19 protein-coding genes and 5 tRNA genes are annotated in these 19,387 nt (G+C 57.3%); 18 read left to right on the top strand and 6 right to left on the bottom strand.

The features are described from left to right. Positions 1–41: 41 nt before the first annotated feature. The 3 genes from AAAX59_RS07080 to AAAX59_RS07070 form a co-directional block, all read right to left on the bottom strand. Positions 42–1,346, bottom strand: coding sequence for a type II toxin-antitoxin system HipA family toxin (locus tag AAAX59_RS07080; protein WP_349071267.1), 1,305 nt, complete (start codon positions 1,344–1,346; stop codon positions 42–44). Between the two features lie 3 nt (positions 1,347–1,349). Then, positions 1,350–1,817 (bottom strand): helix-turn-helix transcriptional regulator, encoded by a 468-nt coding sequence (locus AAAX59_RS07075; RefSeq protein ID WP_349071266.1) that lies wholly within the window; start codon positions 1,815–1,817, stop codon positions 1,350–1,352. Positions 1,818–1,936: 119 nt separating this feature from the next. After that, entirely contained in the window at positions 1,937–2,515 is a 579-nt protein-coding gene (locus AAAX59_RS07070) for a manganese efflux pump MntP family protein (RefSeq protein WP_349071265.1), read from the bottom strand. A 347-nt stretch (positions 2,516–2,862) separates the two neighbouring features. Between AAAX59_RS07070 and disA the strand changes: the two genes are divergently transcribed. The 6 genes from disA to AAAX59_RS07040 all read left to right on the top strand — a co-directional run bounded on the left by disA (position 2,863) and on the right by AAAX59_RS07040 (position 8,351). Next, positions 2,863–3,930, top strand: a complete 1,068-nt coding sequence (gene disA, locus AAAX59_RS07065; RefSeq protein ID WP_349071264.1) for a DNA integrity scanning diadenylate cyclase DisA — start codon at positions 2,863–2,865, stop codon at positions 3,928–3,930. Continuing rightward, entirely contained in the window at positions 3,930–4,658 is a 729-nt protein-coding gene (gene ispD, locus AAAX59_RS07060; RefSeq protein WP_349071263.1) for a 2-C-methyl-D-erythritol 4-phosphate cytidylyltransferase, read from the top strand. The genes disA and ispD overlap by 1 nt, the downstream gene beginning before the upstream one ends. Then, the gene (gene ispF, locus AAAX59_RS07055) at positions 4,648–5,142 is read left to right on the top strand and encodes a 2-C-methyl-D-erythritol 2,4-cyclodiphosphate synthase (protein ID WP_006234975.1); all 495 of its coding nucleotides are present in this window, start codon (positions 4,648–4,650) and stop codon (positions 5,140–5,142) included. Before ispD ends, ispF begins: the two co-directional genes overlap by 11 nt. A 3-nt stretch (positions 5,143–5,145) precedes the next feature. Next, on the top strand, positions 5,146–6,612 hold the full coding sequence (gene cysS / locus AAAX59_RS07050; protein WP_349071262.1) for a cysteine--tRNA ligase: 1,467 nt from the start codon (positions 5,146–5,148) through the stop codon (positions 6,610–6,612). A 143-nt stretch (positions 6,613–6,755) separates the two neighbouring features. Beyond that, positions 6,756–7,670 carry a 23S rRNA (guanosine(2251)-2'-O)-methyltransferase RlmB gene (gene rlmB / locus AAAX59_RS07045; protein ID WP_349071261.1) on the top strand — a complete coding sequence of 305 codons (915 nt, stop codon included), beginning with the start codon at positions 6,756–6,758 and terminating at the stop codon, positions 7,668–7,670. 3 nt (positions 7,671–7,673) lie between these two features. Continuing rightward, entirely contained in the window at positions 7,674–8,351 is a 678-nt protein-coding gene (locus AAAX59_RS07040; RefSeq protein ID WP_006234978.1) for an NYN domain-containing protein, read from the top strand. Between the two features lie 27 nt (positions 8,352–8,378). Here the strand turns inward: AAAX59_RS07040 and AAAX59_RS07035 are convergent, their stop codons facing one another. Continuing rightward, on the bottom strand, positions 8,379–9,719 hold the full coding sequence (locus AAAX59_RS07035) for a DNA-binding protein (protein ID WP_349071260.1): 1,341 nt from the start codon (positions 9,717–9,719) through the stop codon (positions 8,379–8,381). Positions 9,720–9,942: 223 nt separating this feature from the next. Between AAAX59_RS07035 and AAAX59_RS07030 the strand changes: the two genes are divergently transcribed. After that, a tRNA-Thr gene (locus AAAX59_RS07030) sits at positions 9,943–10,017 on the top strand. Between the two features lie 531 nt (positions 10,018–10,548). Here the strand turns inward: AAAX59_RS07030 and AAAX59_RS07025 are convergent. After that, positions 10,549–11,949, bottom strand: coding sequence for a PTS transporter subunit EIIC (locus AAAX59_RS07025; RefSeq protein ID WP_349071259.1), 1,401 nt, complete (start codon positions 11,947–11,949; stop codon positions 10,549–10,551). 9 nt (positions 11,950–11,958) lie between these two features. Beyond that, positions 11,959–13,377 (bottom strand): glycoside hydrolase family 1 protein, encoded by a 1,419-nt coding sequence (locus tag AAAX59_RS07020; protein ID WP_349071258.1) that lies wholly within the window; start codon positions 13,375–13,377, stop codon positions 11,959–11,961. Between the two features lie 151 nt (positions 13,378–13,528). Between AAAX59_RS07020 and AAAX59_RS07015 the strand changes: the two genes are divergently transcribed. From AAAX59_RS07015 to rplA, 11 genes are all read left to right on the top strand, one after another. Beyond that, on the top strand, positions 13,529–14,362 hold the full coding sequence (locus tag AAAX59_RS07015) for a hypothetical protein (protein WP_349071257.1): 834 nt from the start codon (positions 13,529–13,531) through the stop codon (positions 14,360–14,362). 403 nt (positions 14,363–14,765) lie between these two features. Continuing rightward, positions 14,766–14,847 (top strand) — tRNA-Tyr (locus tag AAAX59_RS07010). A 10-nt stretch (positions 14,848–14,857) separates the two neighbouring features. Further along, positions 14,858–14,933 (top strand) — tRNA-Thr (locus AAAX59_RS07005). Between the two features lie 3 nt (positions 14,934–14,936). Continuing rightward, positions 14,937–15,013: transfer RNA gene (locus AAAX59_RS07000), tRNA-Met, on the top strand. 96 nt (positions 15,014–15,109) lie between these two features. Continuing rightward, the gene (tuf, locus tag AAAX59_RS06995; protein WP_035137538.1) at positions 15,110–16,300 is read left to right on the top strand and encodes an elongation factor Tu; all 1,191 of its coding nucleotides are present in this window, start codon (positions 15,110–15,112) and stop codon (positions 16,298–16,300) included. A 277-nt stretch (positions 16,301–16,577) separates the two neighbouring features. Further along, complete coding sequence (rpmG, locus tag AAAX59_RS06990; RefSeq protein ID WP_022093895.1) at positions 16,578–16,727, top strand: 50S ribosomal protein L33; 150 nt, start codon at positions 16,578–16,580, stop codon at positions 16,725–16,727. A 13-nt stretch (positions 16,728–16,740) separates the two neighbouring features. Further along, positions 16,741–16,816, top strand: a tRNA-Trp gene (locus AAAX59_RS06985). Between the two features lie 76 nt (positions 16,817–16,892). After that, entirely contained in the window at positions 16,893–17,231 is a 339-nt protein-coding gene (secE, locus tag AAAX59_RS06980) for a preprotein translocase subunit SecE (protein WP_006234983.1), read from the top strand. Between the two features lie 3 nt (positions 17,232–17,234). Beyond that, positions 17,235–17,771 (top strand): transcription termination/antitermination protein NusG, encoded by a 537-nt coding sequence (nusG, locus tag AAAX59_RS06975; protein WP_349071256.1) that lies wholly within the window; start codon positions 17,235–17,237, stop codon positions 17,769–17,771. Between the two features lie 120 nt (positions 17,772–17,891). Continuing rightward, the gene (gene rplK / locus AAAX59_RS06970) at positions 17,892–18,320 is read left to right on the top strand and encodes a 50S ribosomal protein L11 (RefSeq protein WP_022093893.1); all 429 of its coding nucleotides are present in this window, start codon (positions 17,892–17,894) and stop codon (positions 18,318–18,320) included. Between the two features lie 117 nt (positions 18,321–18,437). Then, positions 18,438–19,145, top strand: a complete 708-nt coding sequence (gene rplA / locus AAAX59_RS06965; RefSeq protein ID WP_089572518.1) for a 50S ribosomal protein L1 — start codon at positions 18,438–18,440, stop codon at positions 19,143–19,145. Positions 19,146–19,387: the final 242 nt, after the last annotated feature.

Below are 19,387 nucleotides of genomic sequence, written 5' to 3'. Positions count from 1 at the left end.
TGCCCCCTCTCTTCTTTTGGGAAATGGGAAATTGCGGCCACCTAGCCCATATCCGCCTTGATGAGGTCGAGGGTGCGCTGGCAGTTTTCACGGACGGGGCCGAGCATATGCTCGCGCAGGTCCGCCATGCCGGGCAGGTCGGCGTATTCGTCCATGACCTCTTCCATGCAAACGGGTACCTCGTAGGCCAGGTCCATCATGGTCGCAAAGCAAAACTTCTCAGATAGTCCGGCATCGATGAGCGCCGCCTCCAGCGCGGGGTCGCCCATACCGTGGTATCGGCGGATAGCGCCTGGACCGATGCGTCCCACACGGTTTTCGCCGCCAACGCTCATGGCGAGGCGCGCTTTTCGCCGCATACGTTCGTATGCCAGCCCAGATGCAACGTCATACATACGGGCCATCATAGCTGTGCCGCCGTTTCCAAGAAGCAGGGAATAGTTCTTCGCATGCGCGTCCGGTGCGCCGATGATGGCGTTAAAGAAAAGTATCTGCGTAAACAGATACAGGTTAAGTTGATGATGGCTCGTATTGACGAGGAGTTCCTGAATATCGCGTGCGGTCGGGCCGCCGTCTGCCGTGTACTTTTGGGCGGGCATCACCCCAAGTGCCTGACAGAGGTCTTCTTGATGTAGGCGCCTGATCGTTCCGTCTTTGACTTTCACGCGGTCATAGCGCTCAACAATGAGGGCAGGTTCGTCCTCAAACATACGATATTCGACGTTTGCCGTTGCGATGCCGACGCGCTGGGCGCTTTTCATGCAGACAAACTCATTGAGAGCCTCGAGCTTAAATCCGATAACGCCATTTTTGAAAATATGCGTCGTGGGCGAGGAGCCCATGCATTCGCACCAGCGGCCGTTTATGAACGCGAGCGCGAACTTGCCCTGGTTGCCTCCAAGTGACCAACTTTCATCTAGACCCATCCACGATGCATCGCGGTCATCTCTGATCGACTTGAGACGAAGAGCAATTTCGTGGTTGTCTATAGGGCGGTATTCGCCAGCGCGATGCAGGACGGCGTCGGTATCTTCTTCGGCACAAAACTGCACGCCGCCCGGACAGTCGAGTCCGATATGGCTGAGCAACGCAACGGGATTGTTGGGCCTAACGTCGAATTCGGCGGCAATCGCTTTTCGTTGGTTCTCGCTGTCGGGTAGAAGGCCAAACAGGTACGGATTCATGACCTGTTGTCCGTATGTGCGATTCGATACGGGTATGTTGGTCGATAGGGCTGGCCCGTCATAGTCATGATCGTAGGTAAAGCTGATAAGACCGTTCTCATCTTGCGTGAGCGTTCCAGCAGGCACGCCGCAAATAATGGTCCGAAGTGATGTTCTGGCCATTGGCTATTTCCCTTCGGGCATGGTTTGGCTAGATGCGTTTGTGGCAATCGAGACTCCGAGATTGGACATGGCGAAATCGGCGAAGACCTCGTCGTAGAGTGCGGATGTAAAGGGGGCATCTGCAAGAGCCGGAATGGTTGTGCTGCGGCGGTTGCGATGATGAAGACGTTGGGCGTGATGGCGTCTGGAGGTGCTGCAAGGTTGATCAGCATGCGGGGCGTCGACTGGTTGCTCATTTTTCGTTTCGCCTATATCCCCTTGAGCGGCGAGCGCCAGTCCAAGAGCACCGAAAACTGCCAGCAGCTTGTCGAGCCGAATGCCCGTGGCATCTCCCAGCTCGAGCGATGCGAGCAGGCGTTCCGAAACACCGGCTTTTTTAGCGAGGGCAGCACGGGTGATCCCCTGCGCCTCGCGCGCCTGACGCACGTAGATGCCGGCTTGGCGCGGCGTGGTGATGGGAAGGGTATCCATGGCAATCTCCTAACGTGCAGACTTTTGCATCCTAGTATGACATGCAAAAGTCTGCATGAAAAGGCTCATGCAAAACTCTGCATGAGGCCTCATACGGACGTTTAGTTTTGAAGGGTGTTTTACAGCACCAAAAAACCCAAGTGTTCCAGCAGGATCTTGAGGCCGATAAGGATGAGCACGACGCCACCCACGATGGTGGCGGGTTTTTCGTAGCGCGCGCCAAAGGTGTGGCCGATCGCTACGCCGGCGACGGAGAAGATAAACGTTGTGACGCCGATAAGCGATACAGCGGGCACGATGTCAACCGAGAGCGCGGCGAACGAGATGCCCACGGCCAGGGCGTCGATTGAGGTGGCGATGGCGAGGATCAGGTACTCGCCCAGTTCAATCTTCTCGGCATCCTTGCCGTCGCCTTCATCCTCGTCCTCGGTAAAGGCCTCCCACAGCATTTTGCCGCCGATGAAGGCGAGCAGGATAAAGGCGATCCAGTGGTCGATGGGGCCGATGATGCTCATGAATTGACTGCCAAGCGCCCATCCGATCACGGGCATGCCTGCCTGGAAGCCGCCAAAGAACAGGCCGAGCACTACGGCGACCTTAAGGTTGATCTTCTTCATGCCAAGGCCCTTGCAGATGGATACGGCAAAGGCGTCCATCGAAAGGTCAACGGCGAGCAACACGAGCTCTGCGAGTCCCATAGTCTGGCTCCCGCTCTGCGGGCGGGCCCGCGTGTACCTCTTGGGGGAGTAACAAAAAAGACTCGTGGCGTACGCGTTGCGCGCACAGCCACGAGTCTCGTTCATTAAGGCAAGCCAGGCCGCATCGGCCAGTGTGTTGACTTGCCGCGCCACCGGAGGCGAACCCGATCACGCGACTACTCCCTCATTTATGCGAATCCCGATGCTACCACATAAGCAGCTCATTTGGATTGGGGCTCTCAGCTGTGTTCGCTCATTCTGTAAGCATCGGATTTTGCGGGCGTCACAGGGGCAAACCGTGAGAAACTTATTGACGTTTATGGAGCGTATACGATGGGAGCGATGCCTTGGATAAGAACGAGCTGCAAAAGCGTATGGAACAGGCCATCCGCCTGACTGCCCCCGGTCAGCCGATCCGCACCGCCCTCGACATGATCATTGCCGGTCACCTGGGCGCCCTTATCTGCGTCGGCGACACCGAAAACGTGCTCGCCGCCGGTAACGACGGCTTCCCGCTCAACATTTCGTTTACCTCGAACCGCCTGTTCGAGCTCTCCAAGATGGACGGTGCCATCGTTATCGATGGCGACCTCACCCAGATCCTGCGTGCCAACTTCCACCTCAATCCCGATCCCTCGCTCGCCACGAGTGAGACGGGCATGCGTCACCGTACTGCCGCTCGCATGTCGGTGCTCACCGACGCCATCGTGATCTCGGTTTCGGCTCGTCGTGCCGTCGTCAACGTGTACGTCCACGGCAAGAGCTACGAGATCCAGCCCGTCGCCACCATCATGAGCTCGGTCAACCAGCTCGTCGCCACGCTCCAGACTACCCGTCAGTCGCTCGATCGCTCCCTGCTGCGCCTGACGGCCCTTGAGCTCGACGACTACGTCACGCTCGCCGACATCACCGGCATCTTCTCGAGTTTCGAGATCATGCAACAGGCAAAGACCGAGCTTAAGGATTGCATCGTCAAGCTGGGTAACCAGGGCAAGCTCGTGCAGATGCAGCTCGAGCAGCTCGCGGGCTCCAGCATGGATACCGAATACGACTTGATGATCCGCGACTACGCAAGCGATTCCTCTGAGGCCAACGCCGAGAAGATTCGCGCTGAGCTTGCCCGTATGACGCCTAAGGACCTGTCCGACCCGCAGCACGTGGCGGCAGTTCTGGGCTATGACGACTTGGACGAGGACTCCGTCATGACGCCGCTGGGCCTGCGCACGCTTTCGCGCGTGTCCGTCGTGCGCGACGGCGTGGCCGAGAAGATCGTCGACGAGTATGGCTCGCTGCAGGAGCTCATGGACGACATCAGCGAGGATCCGGAGCGCTTGGGCGACTTTGGCGTCAACAACCCTGCCATTCTTGCGGACTCGCTGTACCGCATGAAGGGCACCAAACAGGGGAACGCATAATGGCGCCCGTATGCGCCGTGGTCGTTGCCGGTGGCAGCGGCCAGCGCTTTGGTAACCCCGGTGGCAAGCAACTCGTCAATGTAGCGGGCCGTCCGCTCATGAGCTGGTCCATCCGCGCATTTGACCGTAGCGATAAGGTCGGCCACATCGTCGTGGTTTGCCCTGCCGAGCGCCGTGCCGAGATGCGCCGCCTGGCCATCGGCCCGTTTGACTATGACACGCCCATCAGCTTTGCCGATGCCGGCGATACTCGTCAGGATTCCACCCGCGCCGGCGTGCACGCGGTGCCGGCGGGTTTCGAATATGTCGCTATCCACGACGGCGCCCGTCCGCTCATTACCACCGAGGCTATCGACCACGCTATCGACGTGCTCGTGAACGACCGTGCTCTCGACGGTGTCGTGTGCGGTCAGCCCGCGATCGACACGCTCAAGATCGTCGACGGCGATAATATCGTCGAGACGCCGCCACGTGAGCTCTACTGGGCAGCGCAGACGCCGCAGATCTTTAGCGTCGATGCTATGAAGCGCGCTCACGCCGCTGCTATCGCCGAGGGCTTTATCGGTACCGACGATTCATCGCTGGTCGAGCGCATGGGCGGACGCGTCCGCTGTGTCCAGAGCCCGCGCGACAACCTTAAGGTTACGGTGCCCGAGGACCTGCGTCCCGTAACCGCGATTCTGCTTGGCCGTATGGCCGAGGGAGAGGATCTTCCCCATGTTCAGTAACCTGCGCATTGGCCACGGCTACGACGTCCACCGTTTGGTGGAGGGGCGTCGATGTATCATCGGCGGGGTCGACATTCCCTACGAGCGCGGCCTGCTGGGCCACTCGGATGCCGATGTGCTCGCGCACGCCTTGGCCGACGCCATTCTGGGTGCCTGCCGCGGGGGAGACATCGGCAAGCTATTCCCCGACACCGATCCCGCCTACGAGGGTGCCGATTCGATGGTGCTGCTCGCTCGCGTGATGGACTATGCGCGTGAGCTGGGCTTTGAGTTTGTCGATGCCGACTGCACCATTGCCTGCCAGCAACCCAAGATCACCCCTCACCGCGATGCCATGCGCGCCAACCTTGCCCATGCCCTGGGCGTTGACGTCGAAAACGTGGGCGTCGCCGCCACCACGACCGAAAAGCTCGGTTGGGAAGGCCAGGGCGAGGGAATCGGCGCCTGGGCCGTCTGCCTGCTACAGAAAACCGTTAAGGAGTAACGAATGCGTATCTACAACAGCGCTACCCATAAAAAGGAAGAGTTCCAGCCCATCGAGTCCGGCAAGGTCCGCATGTATGTGTGCGGCCCCACGGTCTACGACAACATCCACATCGGCAATGCCCGCACGTTCATTAGCTTTGACGTGATTCGTCGCTGGCTCATCGCGAGCGGCTACGAGGTCACGTTCGCCCAGAACCTCACCGATGTCGATGACAAGATCATCAAGCGCGCCAACGAGCAGGGCCGCACTGCCGCCGAGGTCGCGACGGAGTTCTCCGACAAGTTCATCGGCGTCATGCGCGCCGCCAACGTGCTCGATCCCGATGTGCGCCCCCGCGCCACCAAGGAGATCGGTCCCATGATCGCCATGATCAAGACGCTTATCGAGCAGGGCCACGCTTACGCCGCCGATAACGGCGACGTGTACTTTGCCGTGCGCAGCGATCCCAACTATGGTCAGGTCTCGGGCCGCAACATCGATGACCTTATGGTGGGTGCGCGCATCGAGGAGAACGAGGACAAGAACGACCCGCTCGACTTTGCCCTGTGGAAGGCCGCCAAGCCCGGCGAGCCCAGCTGGCCGAGCCCCTGGGGCGAGGGCCGTCCCGGTTGGCACACCGAGTGCGCCGCCATGGTACACCGCTACCTGGGCACCCCGATTGACATCCACGGCGGCGGCTCCGACCTTGCCTTCCCGCATCACGAGAACGAGTGCGCCCAGGCCACCTGCGCCTGGCACCAGGGCTTCTCCAACACCTGGATGCACACGGGCATGCTGCTGGTTGACGGCGAGAAGATGTCCAAGTCGCTCGGAAACTTCTTTACGCTGGCCGAGGTGCTCGAGCAGCACTCTGCCGCGGCCCTGCGCCTGTTGATGCTGCAGACGAGCTATCGCTCGCCGCTCGACTTCTCCTGGGAGCGCCTGGAGGGTGCCGAGAACTCACTCACGCGTATTGCCGGTACGGTCGAGAACCTTCGTTGGGCTGCGAACCATGCGACGGCCGATGCCGATGCGGCTGCCGCCGAGGCGTTTTCCGCCAAGGCCGCCGAGACCCGCGCCGCCTTTAAGGAGTGCATGGACGACGACTTTAACACCGCCGGTGCCATGGGTGCTGTCTTTGGCTTTGTCACCGAGTGCAATCAGTATCTGGAGCAGGCGGGCGATGCTGCCGACAAGGCCGCAGCCCTGGCTGCCGCCGATACGCTGGCCGAGCTGCTCGATACGTTTGGCGTTGAGCTTCCCGAGCCCAAGGTCGAGTTGCCGCTGGGCCTGCTGGGCGTTGCCGCCGGTTTGGTTGCCTACACGGGCGACGACGTGGACGAGGCCGCTGCCAAGATTCTCGAGGCCCGCGCCGAGGCTCGTGCCGCCAAGAACTGGGATCTGGCAGATGCCATCCGTGATCAGCTCAAGGACCTGGGCCTGACGATTGAAGATACCGCCGCCGGCACTCGTATTAAGAGTCTCTAGTATTTGTCGACCGTTCGAGGTGCGGCAGATTGCCTTGAAAGAGAAGGGCATAGACCTGGTGGTCATGCCCGACGATTGAAAGGCAAGGTGCCGTGGCTCGGACGGTCGATTCTTGTTCGTTATCTATTTAAGGAGGTCGTCCTATGGCCGACAATCGCAAGCGTGCGCCTCGTGGTGGCAAGCAGGCCGCTTCTGGCTCGCGTCCGATTCGCCGCAATGACCGCGCTGTCGCTCCCAAGGGCCAGCACGATCGCACCCAGGCCGCACGTCCGCAGCGCGATCGCAACCGCGATGCTGTCCAGGTTCCCAAGGGCGAGTTTATCGAAGGCCGCCGTGCCGCCGCCGAGGCGCTGCGTACCGGCTTTCCCGTCAAGTGCGCGCTCATTGCCGAGGGCGGGGAGCGCGATGCCGCCCTGTCTCGTCTGGTCGATGACCTCAACGCCGCGGGCGTTCGCATTAAGTATGTGCCGCGCGCGCAGCTCGATGCGCTGTCGAGCCATGGCGCTCACCAGGGCATTGCGCTCGAGGTTGGCAACTTCCCCTATGCCGATGTTGCCGATATCCTCGACCGTGCGGGCGACGGTCCGGCGCTCGTCGTCGTGCTCGACCATGTGACCGACGACGGCAACTTTGGCGCCATCGTGCGCTCCGCCGAGGTTGTGGGCGCGGCGGGCGTCGTCATTGCCAATAAGCGTGCCGCCGGCGTGACCGTGGGCAGCTACAAGACCTCAGCCGGTGCCGTCATGCATCTGCCTATCGCGCAGGTTCCCAATATCGCCCGTGCGCTCGACGATTTTAAGGCCGCTGGTTTTTGGGTGGGCGGTGCTTCCGAGCACGCCGAAGGCAGTTGCTGGGATGCTCCTTTCGAGGGCCGCGTGGCGCTCGTCATGGGCTCCGAGGGCGACGGCATCTCGCGTCTGGTGCTCGAGAAATGCGACTTTTTGACCAAGCTTCCCCAGCGCGGTATGACCGAGAGCCTCAATGTTGCCCAGGCGACCACGGCGCTGTGCTTTGAGTGGCTGCGCCGCAACGCCGGCGAGCTGATGGGGGAGGAGTAGCGCATGTCCAAAAAGAACCGTGCCAAGTCCAAGGCCAAGCGCTTTGGCGAGGGCTCGGCCAAGCCGATTGTTTCGGCCGCGACCTATGGCGTGGGCGGCAATGCGTTTGCGCAGGCTATCGCCGACCCAGTCTCGACGGTGCACTCCAACAAGCCCGAGCTGCTGGTGGTCGACGGTTACAACGTGATCCACTGCACGCCGCGCTACGAAAAGCTCGTGTACGACCATTCCGACGATCCGTATTCCAGCGACGTTCACGATATGGCGCGCACGGCGCTCATTAATGACGTAGCTGCGTTTGCCCAGGGCCGCTACGAGGCCGTGATCGTATTTGACGGCGCGGGCAATATCTCCAGCGAGCGCCCCAACCTACCGGCCCGCGGTGTGCGCATTGAGTTTTCGCCGACGGGTGTTTCGGCCGATACCGTGGTGCAGAAGCTCTGCATCGAGGCGCGCGAGGAAGGCCGCGCGTGTTCTGTAGTGTCGAGCGACGGCACGATCCAGGCCGTCGTCATGGGCAAGGGCGTTACGCGCATCTCGAGCCGTATGCTGGTGGACGAGATCAAACAGATCGACAACGACGTGCACGAGGCCGAGGAGGCTCCACAAATCAAGATGACTCTGGGCAGTCGCCTGAGCCCCGATGCCCTGGCCAAGCTCAAGGCCCTGCGCGGGAGGTAGGGAAGTTGACGGGGCAATGCTGCCTCGCTAACTCCATTCAGCGATGTCGATCATTCTTTCGAGGCGCCACGTTAGCGCCTCTTTTAGATATGGCAGCCTTGCCGTGAGCGCGTCGTTTCTGGAAAGAATCTCGATTGCCTCGTCAACGAAGCCCTCGAGTTTGTCGCCGTCAAACCAGCCCATGTCCTCGACGAGCAACATTTGTTTGGCGGGACTTGAATGAAATTGTGCGCTGGTAAAACTGTGCTCTCCCGCCCTAAGCTCCTCTAGTGATATGTTGCACCAGAGTGATGAGCCCGAATCGAAGATGGGGGCTGGTCTGCAGGCCAGTGAGTTGACGTTTCGCACGAGGCCGAAGTTGCGCCAATGACGGTCGTAGTTGGCAATGATGTCATCGCATACGATCATGCGGTCAAGGGCGTCTTTTATATCTGTCGCTCCAAGCTCCTCGCTGTTTGCTACATACCGTTCGTAATCGGTTAGTCGCTCGTCTGCATTTGCATGCTGGTTTACATAGAACGCAGGGACATATTCTTCTTCGTCAGTTAAGAAGACATTGCATGTGCTCAAGGCGGAAGTACCCGCGCCTTCGAGCGAATAGGGTACATAATCGCAACCGTTTAGGATGCGACGGTGAAGTGCAGTCGCCACCAGCTCGTTATAAGGTTCCTGGTTTAGATGTGCACCTGCCTTGTGGAGGATTCGACGGTCACCCTCGCATGTCCAGCACTTTTGAAGATTGCCGTCCGAGGTGTTGTCAGGCTTTGCGGCAGCTGCCTTACCCTCCGGGGCGAAGGGTGCAATGGTTAGCGAGACGTCGTCAAAAGCATTATTGAAGAAATTGATATCTTCCCACGCGAGACCGGAGTCTTGGGGCCTAATCCAATACTGGTCGGATAAGGAGAGGCCAAGATTTCGCTGTACGAGTTCATCGGGAACATCGACTGCGGCTTCTGCAAGCAGGGAGGCTAGCCCAATGCGTGCGAGCGGGATACCGCGGCCGCGCCACCAGATGCGGAAGGAGTCGAGCGATACAGGTTTGCTGGGAGCAAAAACTCCAATAGGGGCGTGGGCACGATCGACGTCGGCGCCGATGTGGGTGAAGTCTTTCCGTGATCTGCTGTAGACCAGCTGGGCCACTTCGTGCGTGCGGTTCATGAGGGTGAATGCGATCTCGCTCTTACCGTGGCCGCGGCGGGGACGTCCCCCCGTTTTGGTCGCGGAACGGAGTCGCGTGTCGACGCTGCCTTTGTCGATGAGCCATACACCAGAAGCCTTGCGGGCCTCAAGTGCTCCGTTTTTTATGAGCTCCTGCACCCTGCGCGGAGTGATGCCGAGCAGCTCGGCTGCTTCTTTTGTAGTCAACATCGCGAAACCCTTCGCCAAAACGAATAGTTTTATATAGTCAATTGTAATTAAAACTATTCGTTCTGGCGAATGGTTTTAAGATTGAGAGCGCACTGACAGAAATGAACGGGCCTGGTACGCGCTGTTGCTGGATTTTGCATATTTGTATAACGCCGTGCGGCCTGTTGCGCCCCGTCCGTAATTCCTTTATTCTTAACAGGCTTCGCGCGAAAGCGCCAAGTGTGCCAGTGTGGCGCAACGGTAGCGCAACTGATTTGTAATCAGTGGGTTGCAGGTTCGATTCCTGTCACTGGCTCCATGAGAGTTTCGGGCTTTGTTCCTTGTGGGACAGGGCCCGTTTCTATTTAGGTGGTGCGCCATCGGGTTAGCGCCCATCCCGTTTTTGGTTTGTCTCGTCCTCCAGTTTGTCTAAATCTGTAACACCAAGACCGATATTTGGCATCTAACTGTTACAGATTGAGATGAAACTTAGGGTGTTTTAGGAATATCTTGATCTGTAACATGTAGAAGCGGAATAGGCCTCTTGCCGTTACAGATCGAGACAAGGGCGGGTACGGACCTGGATGTCCTGCTCGAGCGTGGATTTCTGGACGCGCGAGAGAAAAAATCTCCCGACCGGAGAACGAGCGTGGATAATTAACTTGGATAGGGAGCTAAGGTAAACACCGATTGTCTATCGACGGCTTTAGAAACGACGACCCCGATTCCATTGTGGAATCGGGGTCGTTTGTGCCTCAGGAATCCGAATGGATTAATCGAGCTCCTAAGGACCTTCTTGGGTTCTTGCTAATGGTCTGCCGAGGATGTCTCCAATGCAAACAGCGGGCATCTACTCAATATAGCTGGGGTTCTTCTTGATGATCACGCGTGCAGCGATGAAGGAGACGACGATGGCGATGATGGCGACAACGCATGCCAGCACGAAGTTGCCCATGGACCCATCGGGAGCGATAAAGATGAGTGCCGAAAGAAGGCCGGGGCATGCTCCCGCAACGTACTCTTTCAGAACAAAGATGCCTGCAGGGAGTCCAGCGCAGAGCGCGCCGATTGCCGTGCCGACAAGCAGGCGGGGACGCTCGATGAAGCAACCGTAGAACGCGGGCTCGGTTACGCCACAGAGTGCGGTGACGGCAACCGTGGTGACCATACCCCTCTTCTCTTTGTTTCCCTTCATGGCAGTTGCCAGGGCGAGGCTCGTGCCACCAATGCAGAGGTTCGAGATGAATCCAAAGATAATGGGTGCCCAACCGAGCTGCGCCAAGCTCGTAACTTCGATTGCGATGTAGGCCTTATCAAGACCGAGCATGACAAAATAGGGGTTAAGGGCTGCAAGGATTGGAGTAGCGATAAATGCCACGTTATCCATGAGCCACGTGACGGCATCACTCAGCGCGTAGCCCATCATGCTGCCGGCGGGGCCGAGGATAATCAGCTCAACAGGCACGACGATGAACATGGTGAGTAGCGGCTTCAAGAACAGTTTGGTAACGTCCGGGATGATTTTCTGAAGACCGCGATCAACAAAGTACATGAACACAACGCCCAGTATGATTGGCACCACCGTGCTCGAGTAGTCATTCGTCGGGATGGGGATGCCAAGAAAGTCGAGACCCTCAGCACCGCTAATAGACGAACTAATCATGATTGCGCCCAGCAGCGCGCCCATGAAAGGCTTCATCTTCATGACGGCGGCGAGCTGGTAGCCTAGGTAAACGGGCAGGAAGCTAAATGAGGCACTGAAGATCGCCAGCAGAACCTGGGCAGTTCCGCTATCGGTGCTCAATCCACAATAATTGACCAGGAGATTCTTAATCGAAAGAATGAGTCCGCCTACGATGAGCGCCGGGACGATGGGCATGAATACCTGTGCGGAGACATTTCCGAATTTCTCAACCAGGCTCATGGCAGTGTTGCCGCTTTTGATACCCTCTGCAAGATCCTTGGCGGTTTGGGCATCGTCGGCAACCGCGCCGCCGCCGACTTCGATTCCCGCGAAGTCGAGGAAGTCGTTGTAAGCCTCGGTGACGTTGGGGCCGATGATCACCTGAAGCTGGCCACCGCTGACTACTGCCCCGAGTGCCTGATCGGCCGATTTGGCGAGCTGGAGATCGATGATCGAGGTGTCTCGTGCGTCGATGCGAAGGCGCGTCGCACAATGAGTTACCGATGTAATGTTCTCTTTGCCGCCAACAGCCTTTAGGACTGTTTCGGACATTGCCTGATATTTCATCTCTTTCTCCTAACCTTCCTGCTCCTGATACTTCGAGATAAGGTCTCGGTACCAATACCAGCTCTTTTTGGGGGTGCGCTCCAGATTGTTCTCGAAGTCGATATGGACAAGTCCGTATCGTTTTTCGTAGCCGTTGATCCAGCTATACAGATCCATCGTCGACCAGAGGTAGTAGCCCTCAACGCGCGCGCCGTCGCGCTTAGCCCTCATCATGTGCTCGATGAACTGGCCCAGAAGCTCGATGCGGTCATCATCGTGGATCATTCCGTCTGCGTCTGGTTGCTCATAGGCGCCATGTCCGTTTTCCGTAATAAAGATGCGGGGCGCGTCATAGCGCTCGTGGACATCCATGATGGTTGAATACATGCAACTTGGGAGTATTTCGCGGCCCCATTTATTGCGGGGAACATTGCTGTCGCGGGCGCTTTCAAACAAGGGCGCAATGCATTTTCCTTCGACTTTTTTGCTCGAACCGCCCTTATTGTTCGCCGAAACGGCAAGCTCTCCACCGTGCCAGTCGGTTACATACTCTCGGCAATACACGTTGAGTCCAATAAAATCGACTTTACCGTCTCTGAATTCTTCTACGTCATTTGGGGATCGATAGAGCGAGACGCCAAGTTTTTCAAGGATTTCGTCCATTTCTGGCGGCAGTTGACCCTGAAGCGCTGGTGCCAGAATCATGCGATTGGCGAAAAAGTCTGCGTATCGAAATACGTCATCAGGGTGCTCGGTTGCCGGGTCGAGTTCGACAACGCCGCCATCGTGGACGGCGCCGATGATGCCGTCGTAGCCCATTTGACGATATGCTCGGACTGCGAGTGCGCTTGCGCGCATCAGGTTGTATTGAAACTGCATGTACGACTGAACGTCGAGCGATCGATTGGGGGGATAGTTGCCCAACATGTTTACGCAGTAGCTGTAGAAATGCGGCTCGTTAACGGTAGCCCAGATTTTGACGCGGTCTCCAAAGCGCTCAAAGCAAATCTTGGCGTATTTGCAGAACCACTCTGCCATGTCGTTGTTCAGCCATCCGCCTTTGCAAGCAAGCGTGAATGGCAGATCGTAATGGAACAGCGTAGCGTTGGGCTCTATGCCATTTTCGAGGCAGCAATCAATGACTCGATTATAAAAATCGATACCCTCTTCATTCACTTCGCCGATACCCGTGGGGATGATTCGACTCCATGAAAGAGAGAAGCGATAGGTGTTTTGTCCGCCTTCTTTCATCATGCGGATATCTTCTTCATAGCGATGGTAGAAGTCGCAAGATACATCACCGTCAACATGGTTGATGTTCTTATTGCTTGTGTGGTTAAAGAAATCCCACTCGCCGAGGCCTTTGCCGTCTTCGTTCCAGGCACCCTCGCACTGATAAGACGCCGTGGCGGAACCCCAGAGAAACGGCATGTTGTTCACGTTGCCCATGAATCCCCTTTCCATCATTCAACACGGTGGATACGTGTGACGGAATTACGATTAAGATGACGTCAACTGATTTGAATCATAGGAGAACGACCAAAGCTGTTTGATTCAATAAATGAACCATAATATCGAGGAGAGCGGAAAGAGGGATCACGTGAATATCAATGACTTCGATGTGCTCAATCGCATTAGCTCCATCATCAACAGCGAGTTTGGGTCAAACGATGCCGCCATCGCTCGATATCTCATCGCTCACATTAGGCGTTCGAGCGAAATCAATGTTGCCGCAATAACCCGCGATGCATTCGTGACCCGTTCCGCTGTTCGTCGTTTCTGCAATCGATTGGGCTACCAGTCTCTTAGCGATTTGAAAGAATCATTTACTCAATCAGTCTTTCCAAGCGACTTAAGCCATCGAGAGGAGGAATATGGCTACGAGGAGTACAGGGCAGAGCTCGACGTTCGCATGATCGAGATGTTCGCTGAGGTTGAAAGCGGCGTGTCCGATATCGCTATTAAGCACCTTGCCGACGAAATTGATGGCCATAAAAACGTTGAAATCTGGTGCACCAATAATGTGAGCGCCAATCTCGTACGATTTCAGCAGGAAATGTTTTATGCGGGCAAGATAGTTCGCATAGTTGCTGGGGCTAACGTCGCGGAATTGAAAAACATGGGAGACGCTTCGCAGTCATTGATAATTCTCGTATCGGTCTCCGGGCTATTTGCGTCAAAGGCGCGAGAGTATCTTGATTGCCGTTCGGGCAGGAAGATTCTAATTACTGCGTTTAGCAACGATGACAAATCGAGGTCTTTTGACCGTGTATATCGTCTTGGCAATGCGGGAAACGGAATTGACCGACTCGGCGTTTATTCGAAATACGCCATGACCTATTTCTTCGACTTGCTATCGTCGTGTTACTTGAGCCGCTACCCCTGCACCAAGGGGGAGCCGCTCTATGGGTCTACTTTGGTCTGGCCCGAGTAGTAGCGGCTCTATAGTTCTCCCGTCTGGAGAATGAGAGTGGATAATCTGCCGCTTTGGCCTTAGGGCCGCGCTAAAAGTGGGAGATTATCCACGCTCGATCGAGCCAGGGAAGCCCGATCGCGACCTATGTAATAGTGCAAGAGGGTCGTTATCGAAGGTCGATGCTGTAGGCGTACTCCACCGTGCCAAAGTGTTCCCTCGGGAAATGTCACCAGCGTAGCGAAATCCACCGTCCTTCATATCTAAACTCAACAAAACCGCAGGTCAAAGGCATGTAGATACGCCCGGCACCGTGTATCTAGAGGTTTTCGTTGACAGCCCCCAAGGTTGCATCGTATTATCTTTTTCGTTCGCGGGGGCGGCGGTCCAAAAGACCAAAGAACCTGCGGATACTTGAACGATTGGGAGTTTGCCCGAGTGGTTAATGGGGACGGGCTGTAAACCCGTTGGCTCTGCCTACATAGGTTCGAATCCTATAGCTCCCACCCGTCAAGTGCCTGTATAGCTCAGTCGGTAGAGCACTTCGTTGGTAACGAAGAGGTCACCAGTTCAAGTCTGGTTGCAGGCTCCATCCGGCGGTGTAGCTCAGTTGGTTAGAGCACACGGTTCATACCCGTGGCGTCACTGGTTCGAATCCAGTCACCGCTACCATAGGTAACACGGTGGCTTCTCAATAGTATGTTGAGAGGCCACTATGGTATAAAGGCAAAGTCCCGTCCGGGGACGACCTGTTAAGAGGAGGGCTTTATGGCCAAAGAGAAGTTTGAGCGCACTAAGCCGCATGTTAACATCGGCACCATTGGTCACGTCGACCACGGCAAGACCACGCTGACCGCCGCCATCACCAAGGTTCTCTCTGAGACCGAGGGCTGCAAGGCTGACTTCACTGCGTTCGAGAACATCGACAAGGCTCCCGAGGAGCGCGAGCGCGGCATTACGATCTCCGTCTCCCACGTCGAGTACGAGACCGCTGCCCGTCACTACGCTCACGTTGACTGCCCGGGCCACGCTGACTACGTCAAGAACATGATCTCCGGTGCTGCTCAGATGGACGGCGCTATCCTGGTCATCGCCGCTACCGACGGCCCCATGGCTCAGACCCGCGAGCACATCCTGCTCGCCCGTCAGGTCGGCGTTCCCTACATCGTCGTCTTCCTGAACAAGTGCGACATGGTCGACGATGACGAGCTCATCGACCTCGTCGAGATGGAGACCCGTGAGCTCCTCTCCGAGTACGATTTCCCCGGCGACGACATCCCCGTCATCCGTGGTTCCGCTCTGGGCGCTCTCGAGGGCGACGCCAAGTGGATGGACGCCATTCGCGAGCTCATGAAGGCCGTCGACGAGTACATCCCGACGCCTGCTCGTAACAACGACCTCCCCTTCCTGATGGCCGTTGAGGACGTTATGACCATCTCCGGCCGTGGTACCGTTGCTACCGGCCGTGTCGAGCGCGGTGAGCTCAAGCTCAACGAGCCCGTCGAGATCGTCGGCATCAAGGATACCCAGAACACCGTCGTTACCGGTATCGAGATGTTCCGTAAGTCCATGGACTTCTGCGAGGCTGGCGACAACGTCGGTCTGCTGCTCCGCGGCATCAAGCGCGAGGACATCGAGCGCGGCCAGGTTCTCTGCAAGCCCGGTTCGGTTACCCCGCACACCAAGTTCACCGGTGAGATCTACGTTCTGACCAAGGAGGAGGGCGGCCGTCACACCCCGTTCTTCGATGGTTATCGTCCTCAGTTCTACTTCCGTACCACCGACGTTACCGGTACGGTCAAGCTCCCCGAGGGCACCGAGATGGCTATGCCCGGTGACCACATCACCATCGAGGGCGACCTCATTCACCCGATCGCCATGGAGGAGGGCCTGCGCTTCGCTATCCGCGAGGGTGGCCACACCGTCGGTTCGGGCATCGTCTCCACGATCATTGAGTAAATTAGCTCTTTGATATAGCTGACTTAGAGAACCCGGCACTTTTAGGGTGCCGGGTTCTTTTCTACGCGGGGTTTATTCCCTGCCGATTGCGCTTCGCTCACCCTTAAGCTGAGCGTGAGGGATCGATTAGATCTCGATGGCTTCATTGATGTGTTCCAAATATGAATGGATCCACCGAGAACCAATTGACTCGAGGTTTTCATTGACAGCACTTACGTGGAGCTGATAAAGTAACAACTCGTGCCCGTACGGGGCGGAAATGAAAGGTTCAGGATACATGCGTACTCTAGTTACTCTTGCGTGCACTGAGTGCAAGCGCCGCAACTATACGACCACCAAGAACAAGTCGACCATGCCTGATCGTATGGAGATCAAGAAGTATTGCCCCTGGTGCCGTCACCACACGCTGCACAAAGAGACTCGCTAGTCTCTAGTCACATACGCCAGTAGTTCAATTGGTAGAGCATCGGTCTCCAAAACCGAGTGTTGAGGGTTCGAGTCCTTCCTGGCGTGCCAGTCATTATTCCGTAAGCTCCCAATTGGGGGCTTACGGTTTACTCATGTATAAGCGCATTGCGCGGAGGTAACCCAAATGGCCAACAAGAAGAACAAGAAGAAGGCTCAGCAGCAGGCGCCTGCCAACAACGCTGCCGCCAACTCCAAGGTTGAGGCCAAGAAGGCCGTTGCCAAGAAGAACGAGAAGGCTGCGAAGTCCAAGAAGAACGAGAAGCCTGGTTTCTTCGCCCGCACCAAGAAGTATTTCGCTTCGGTCAAGTCCGAGATGAAGCGTGTCACGTGGCCCGATAAGAAGGAGCTCGTGAACTACTCGGTCGTCGTTTGCGCTTCTCTGATCGTCGTCGGCGTCGTCATCGCTCTGCTCGATGCTGGCTTTGGCGAGGCTCTTGCTCTGTTCTCTGGATTGAGGGGCTAAACCATGTCTAAGCGTTGGTACGTCGTTCACACTTACTCTGGATACGAGAACCGCGTTAAGTCCGATCTCGAGCATCGCATCGAGACCATGGGCATGCAGGACCGTATCTTTGATATCGAGATTCCTATGGAGCGCGTCACCGAGATCAAAGAGGGTGGCAAGCGCGAGACCAAGGATTCCAAGATCTTCCCGGGTTATGTCCTGGTCCGCATGGAGATGGATGACGATGCTTGGACGTGTGTTCGCAACACGCCCGGCGTCACCGGTTTCCTAGGCGGCAACGGCAAGCCCGCTCCGCTTTCCCGTGACGAGTACAACAAGATGACTCGTCGTCCCGGTAAGGGCGATTCGCCCAAGCGCACCTCGGTTGATATTCAGGTCGGCACGTCCGTCCGCGTCACCGATGGCCCGCTTACCGACTTTGATGGCAAGGTCTCCGAGGTTAACATCGAGGCTGGCAAGCTCAAGGTCACGCTGATGATCTTTGGCCGCGAGACGCCGGTCGAGCTCGACTTTAACCAGGTCGCTGTCATCGCTTAAGTTTTCGTCCGTTCGCGCGAGCGTGCTTCTTCTGTGACTGCTCATCTCAGGAGTGCTTCTAACACGTGCGTGCTTACGATATAGCAAGTACTTCACACTCGTGATTCGAAAGGAATGACCATGGCTGAGAAGAAGGTTGCCAACGTCATTAAGCTCCAGATTCCTGCTGGTGCCGCTAACCCCGCTCCTCCCGTCGGCCCCGCCCTGGGCGCTGCTGGCGTGAACATCATGCAGTTCTGCCAGGCCTTTAACGCCGAGACGCAGGACAAGAAGGGCGACATCATCCCCGTTGAGATTTCTGTCTACGAGGATAAGTCCTTCTCCTTCATCACCAAGACCCCGCCGGCAGCTCATCTCATCAAGAAGGAGCTGAACCTCAAGTCTGGTTCCGCTAAGCCCCAGGCCGACAAGGTTGGTCAGCTCTCTCAGGAGCAGCTCACCAAGATCGCCGAGATCAAGATGCCGGACCTCAATGCCAACGACATTGATGCCGCCAAGAAGATCATCGCCGGAACCGCCCGTTCCATGGGCGTCACCATCGCTGAGTAGCGATTTCTTTAGGTAATGACGGGTGCTCCGACTGGGGCGCCCGTTAAATGTGTGCAATAGGGCACACGATACGATGTGGGAGGGCTCACGCCCGTTTAACCACAGGAGGTAATGCACATGGCTAAGCATGGTAAGAGCTATAACGCCGCTGCCGAGAAGATCGACCGCGCCACGCTCTACACCCCCCTTCAGGCTGCCAAGCTCATCAAGGAGCTCGACACCGCCAAGTTCGACGAGACCGTCGAGGCCCACTTCCGTTTGGGCATCGATACTCGTAAGGCTGACCAGAACATCCGTGGTTCCATCTCCCTGCCCCACGGCACCGGCAAGACCGTTCGTGTTGCCGTCTTCGCCGAGGGCGAGAAGGCCCGCGAGGCCGAGGCTGCCGGCGCCGACATCATCGGTTCCGACGAGCTCGTCGCCCAGATTCAGAAGGGCGAGATCAACTTCGACGCCGCTATCGCTACGCCGAACATGATGGCCAAGGTTGGCCGCATCGGTAAGATCCTTGGTCCCCGTGGCCTCATGCCGAACCCCAAGCTCGGCACCGTGACCATGGACGTCGCCAAGATGGTCTCCGAGCTCAAGGCTGGCCGCGTTGAGTACCGCGCCGACCGCTACGGCATCTGCCACGTGCCCCTGGGCAAGAAGTCCTTCTCTGAGCAGCAGCTCGTCGAGAACTACGCTGCCCTGTACACCGAGATCCTGCGCGTCAAGCCCTCTTCTGCTAAGGGCAAGTACGTCAAGTCCATCTCCGTGTCTTCCACCATGGGCCCTGGCGTCAAGGTCGATCCCGCTATCCAGCGCGACTTCCTGGCTGAGTAACTAACAGTTACTGCCTGAGCAAAGCAAGCATTGCTAAAGAGACCCGGTTCTGCCTCGTGCAGGACCGGGTTTCTTGCTTTTGAGTCAACGAAACCACCACGAAGGGGACAGTGAGCTGCGCCCCGAAACTTGGACTGAATAAATAGCGACTACGCCGCAAGGGCCCGGTTCCGGAACTCCTCCGGCGTCAGGCCCTTCAATCTTACCTGCCTGCGCCGCGTGTTCCAATGGGCTATGTACCC

The organism is Collinsella sp. CLA-ER-H2 (assembly GCF_040092405.1).
Lineage (GTDB): Bacteria > Actinomycetota > Coriobacteriia > Coriobacteriales > Coriobacteriaceae > Collinsella.
This window is presented reverse-complemented; position numbering and strand designations above follow the sequence as displayed.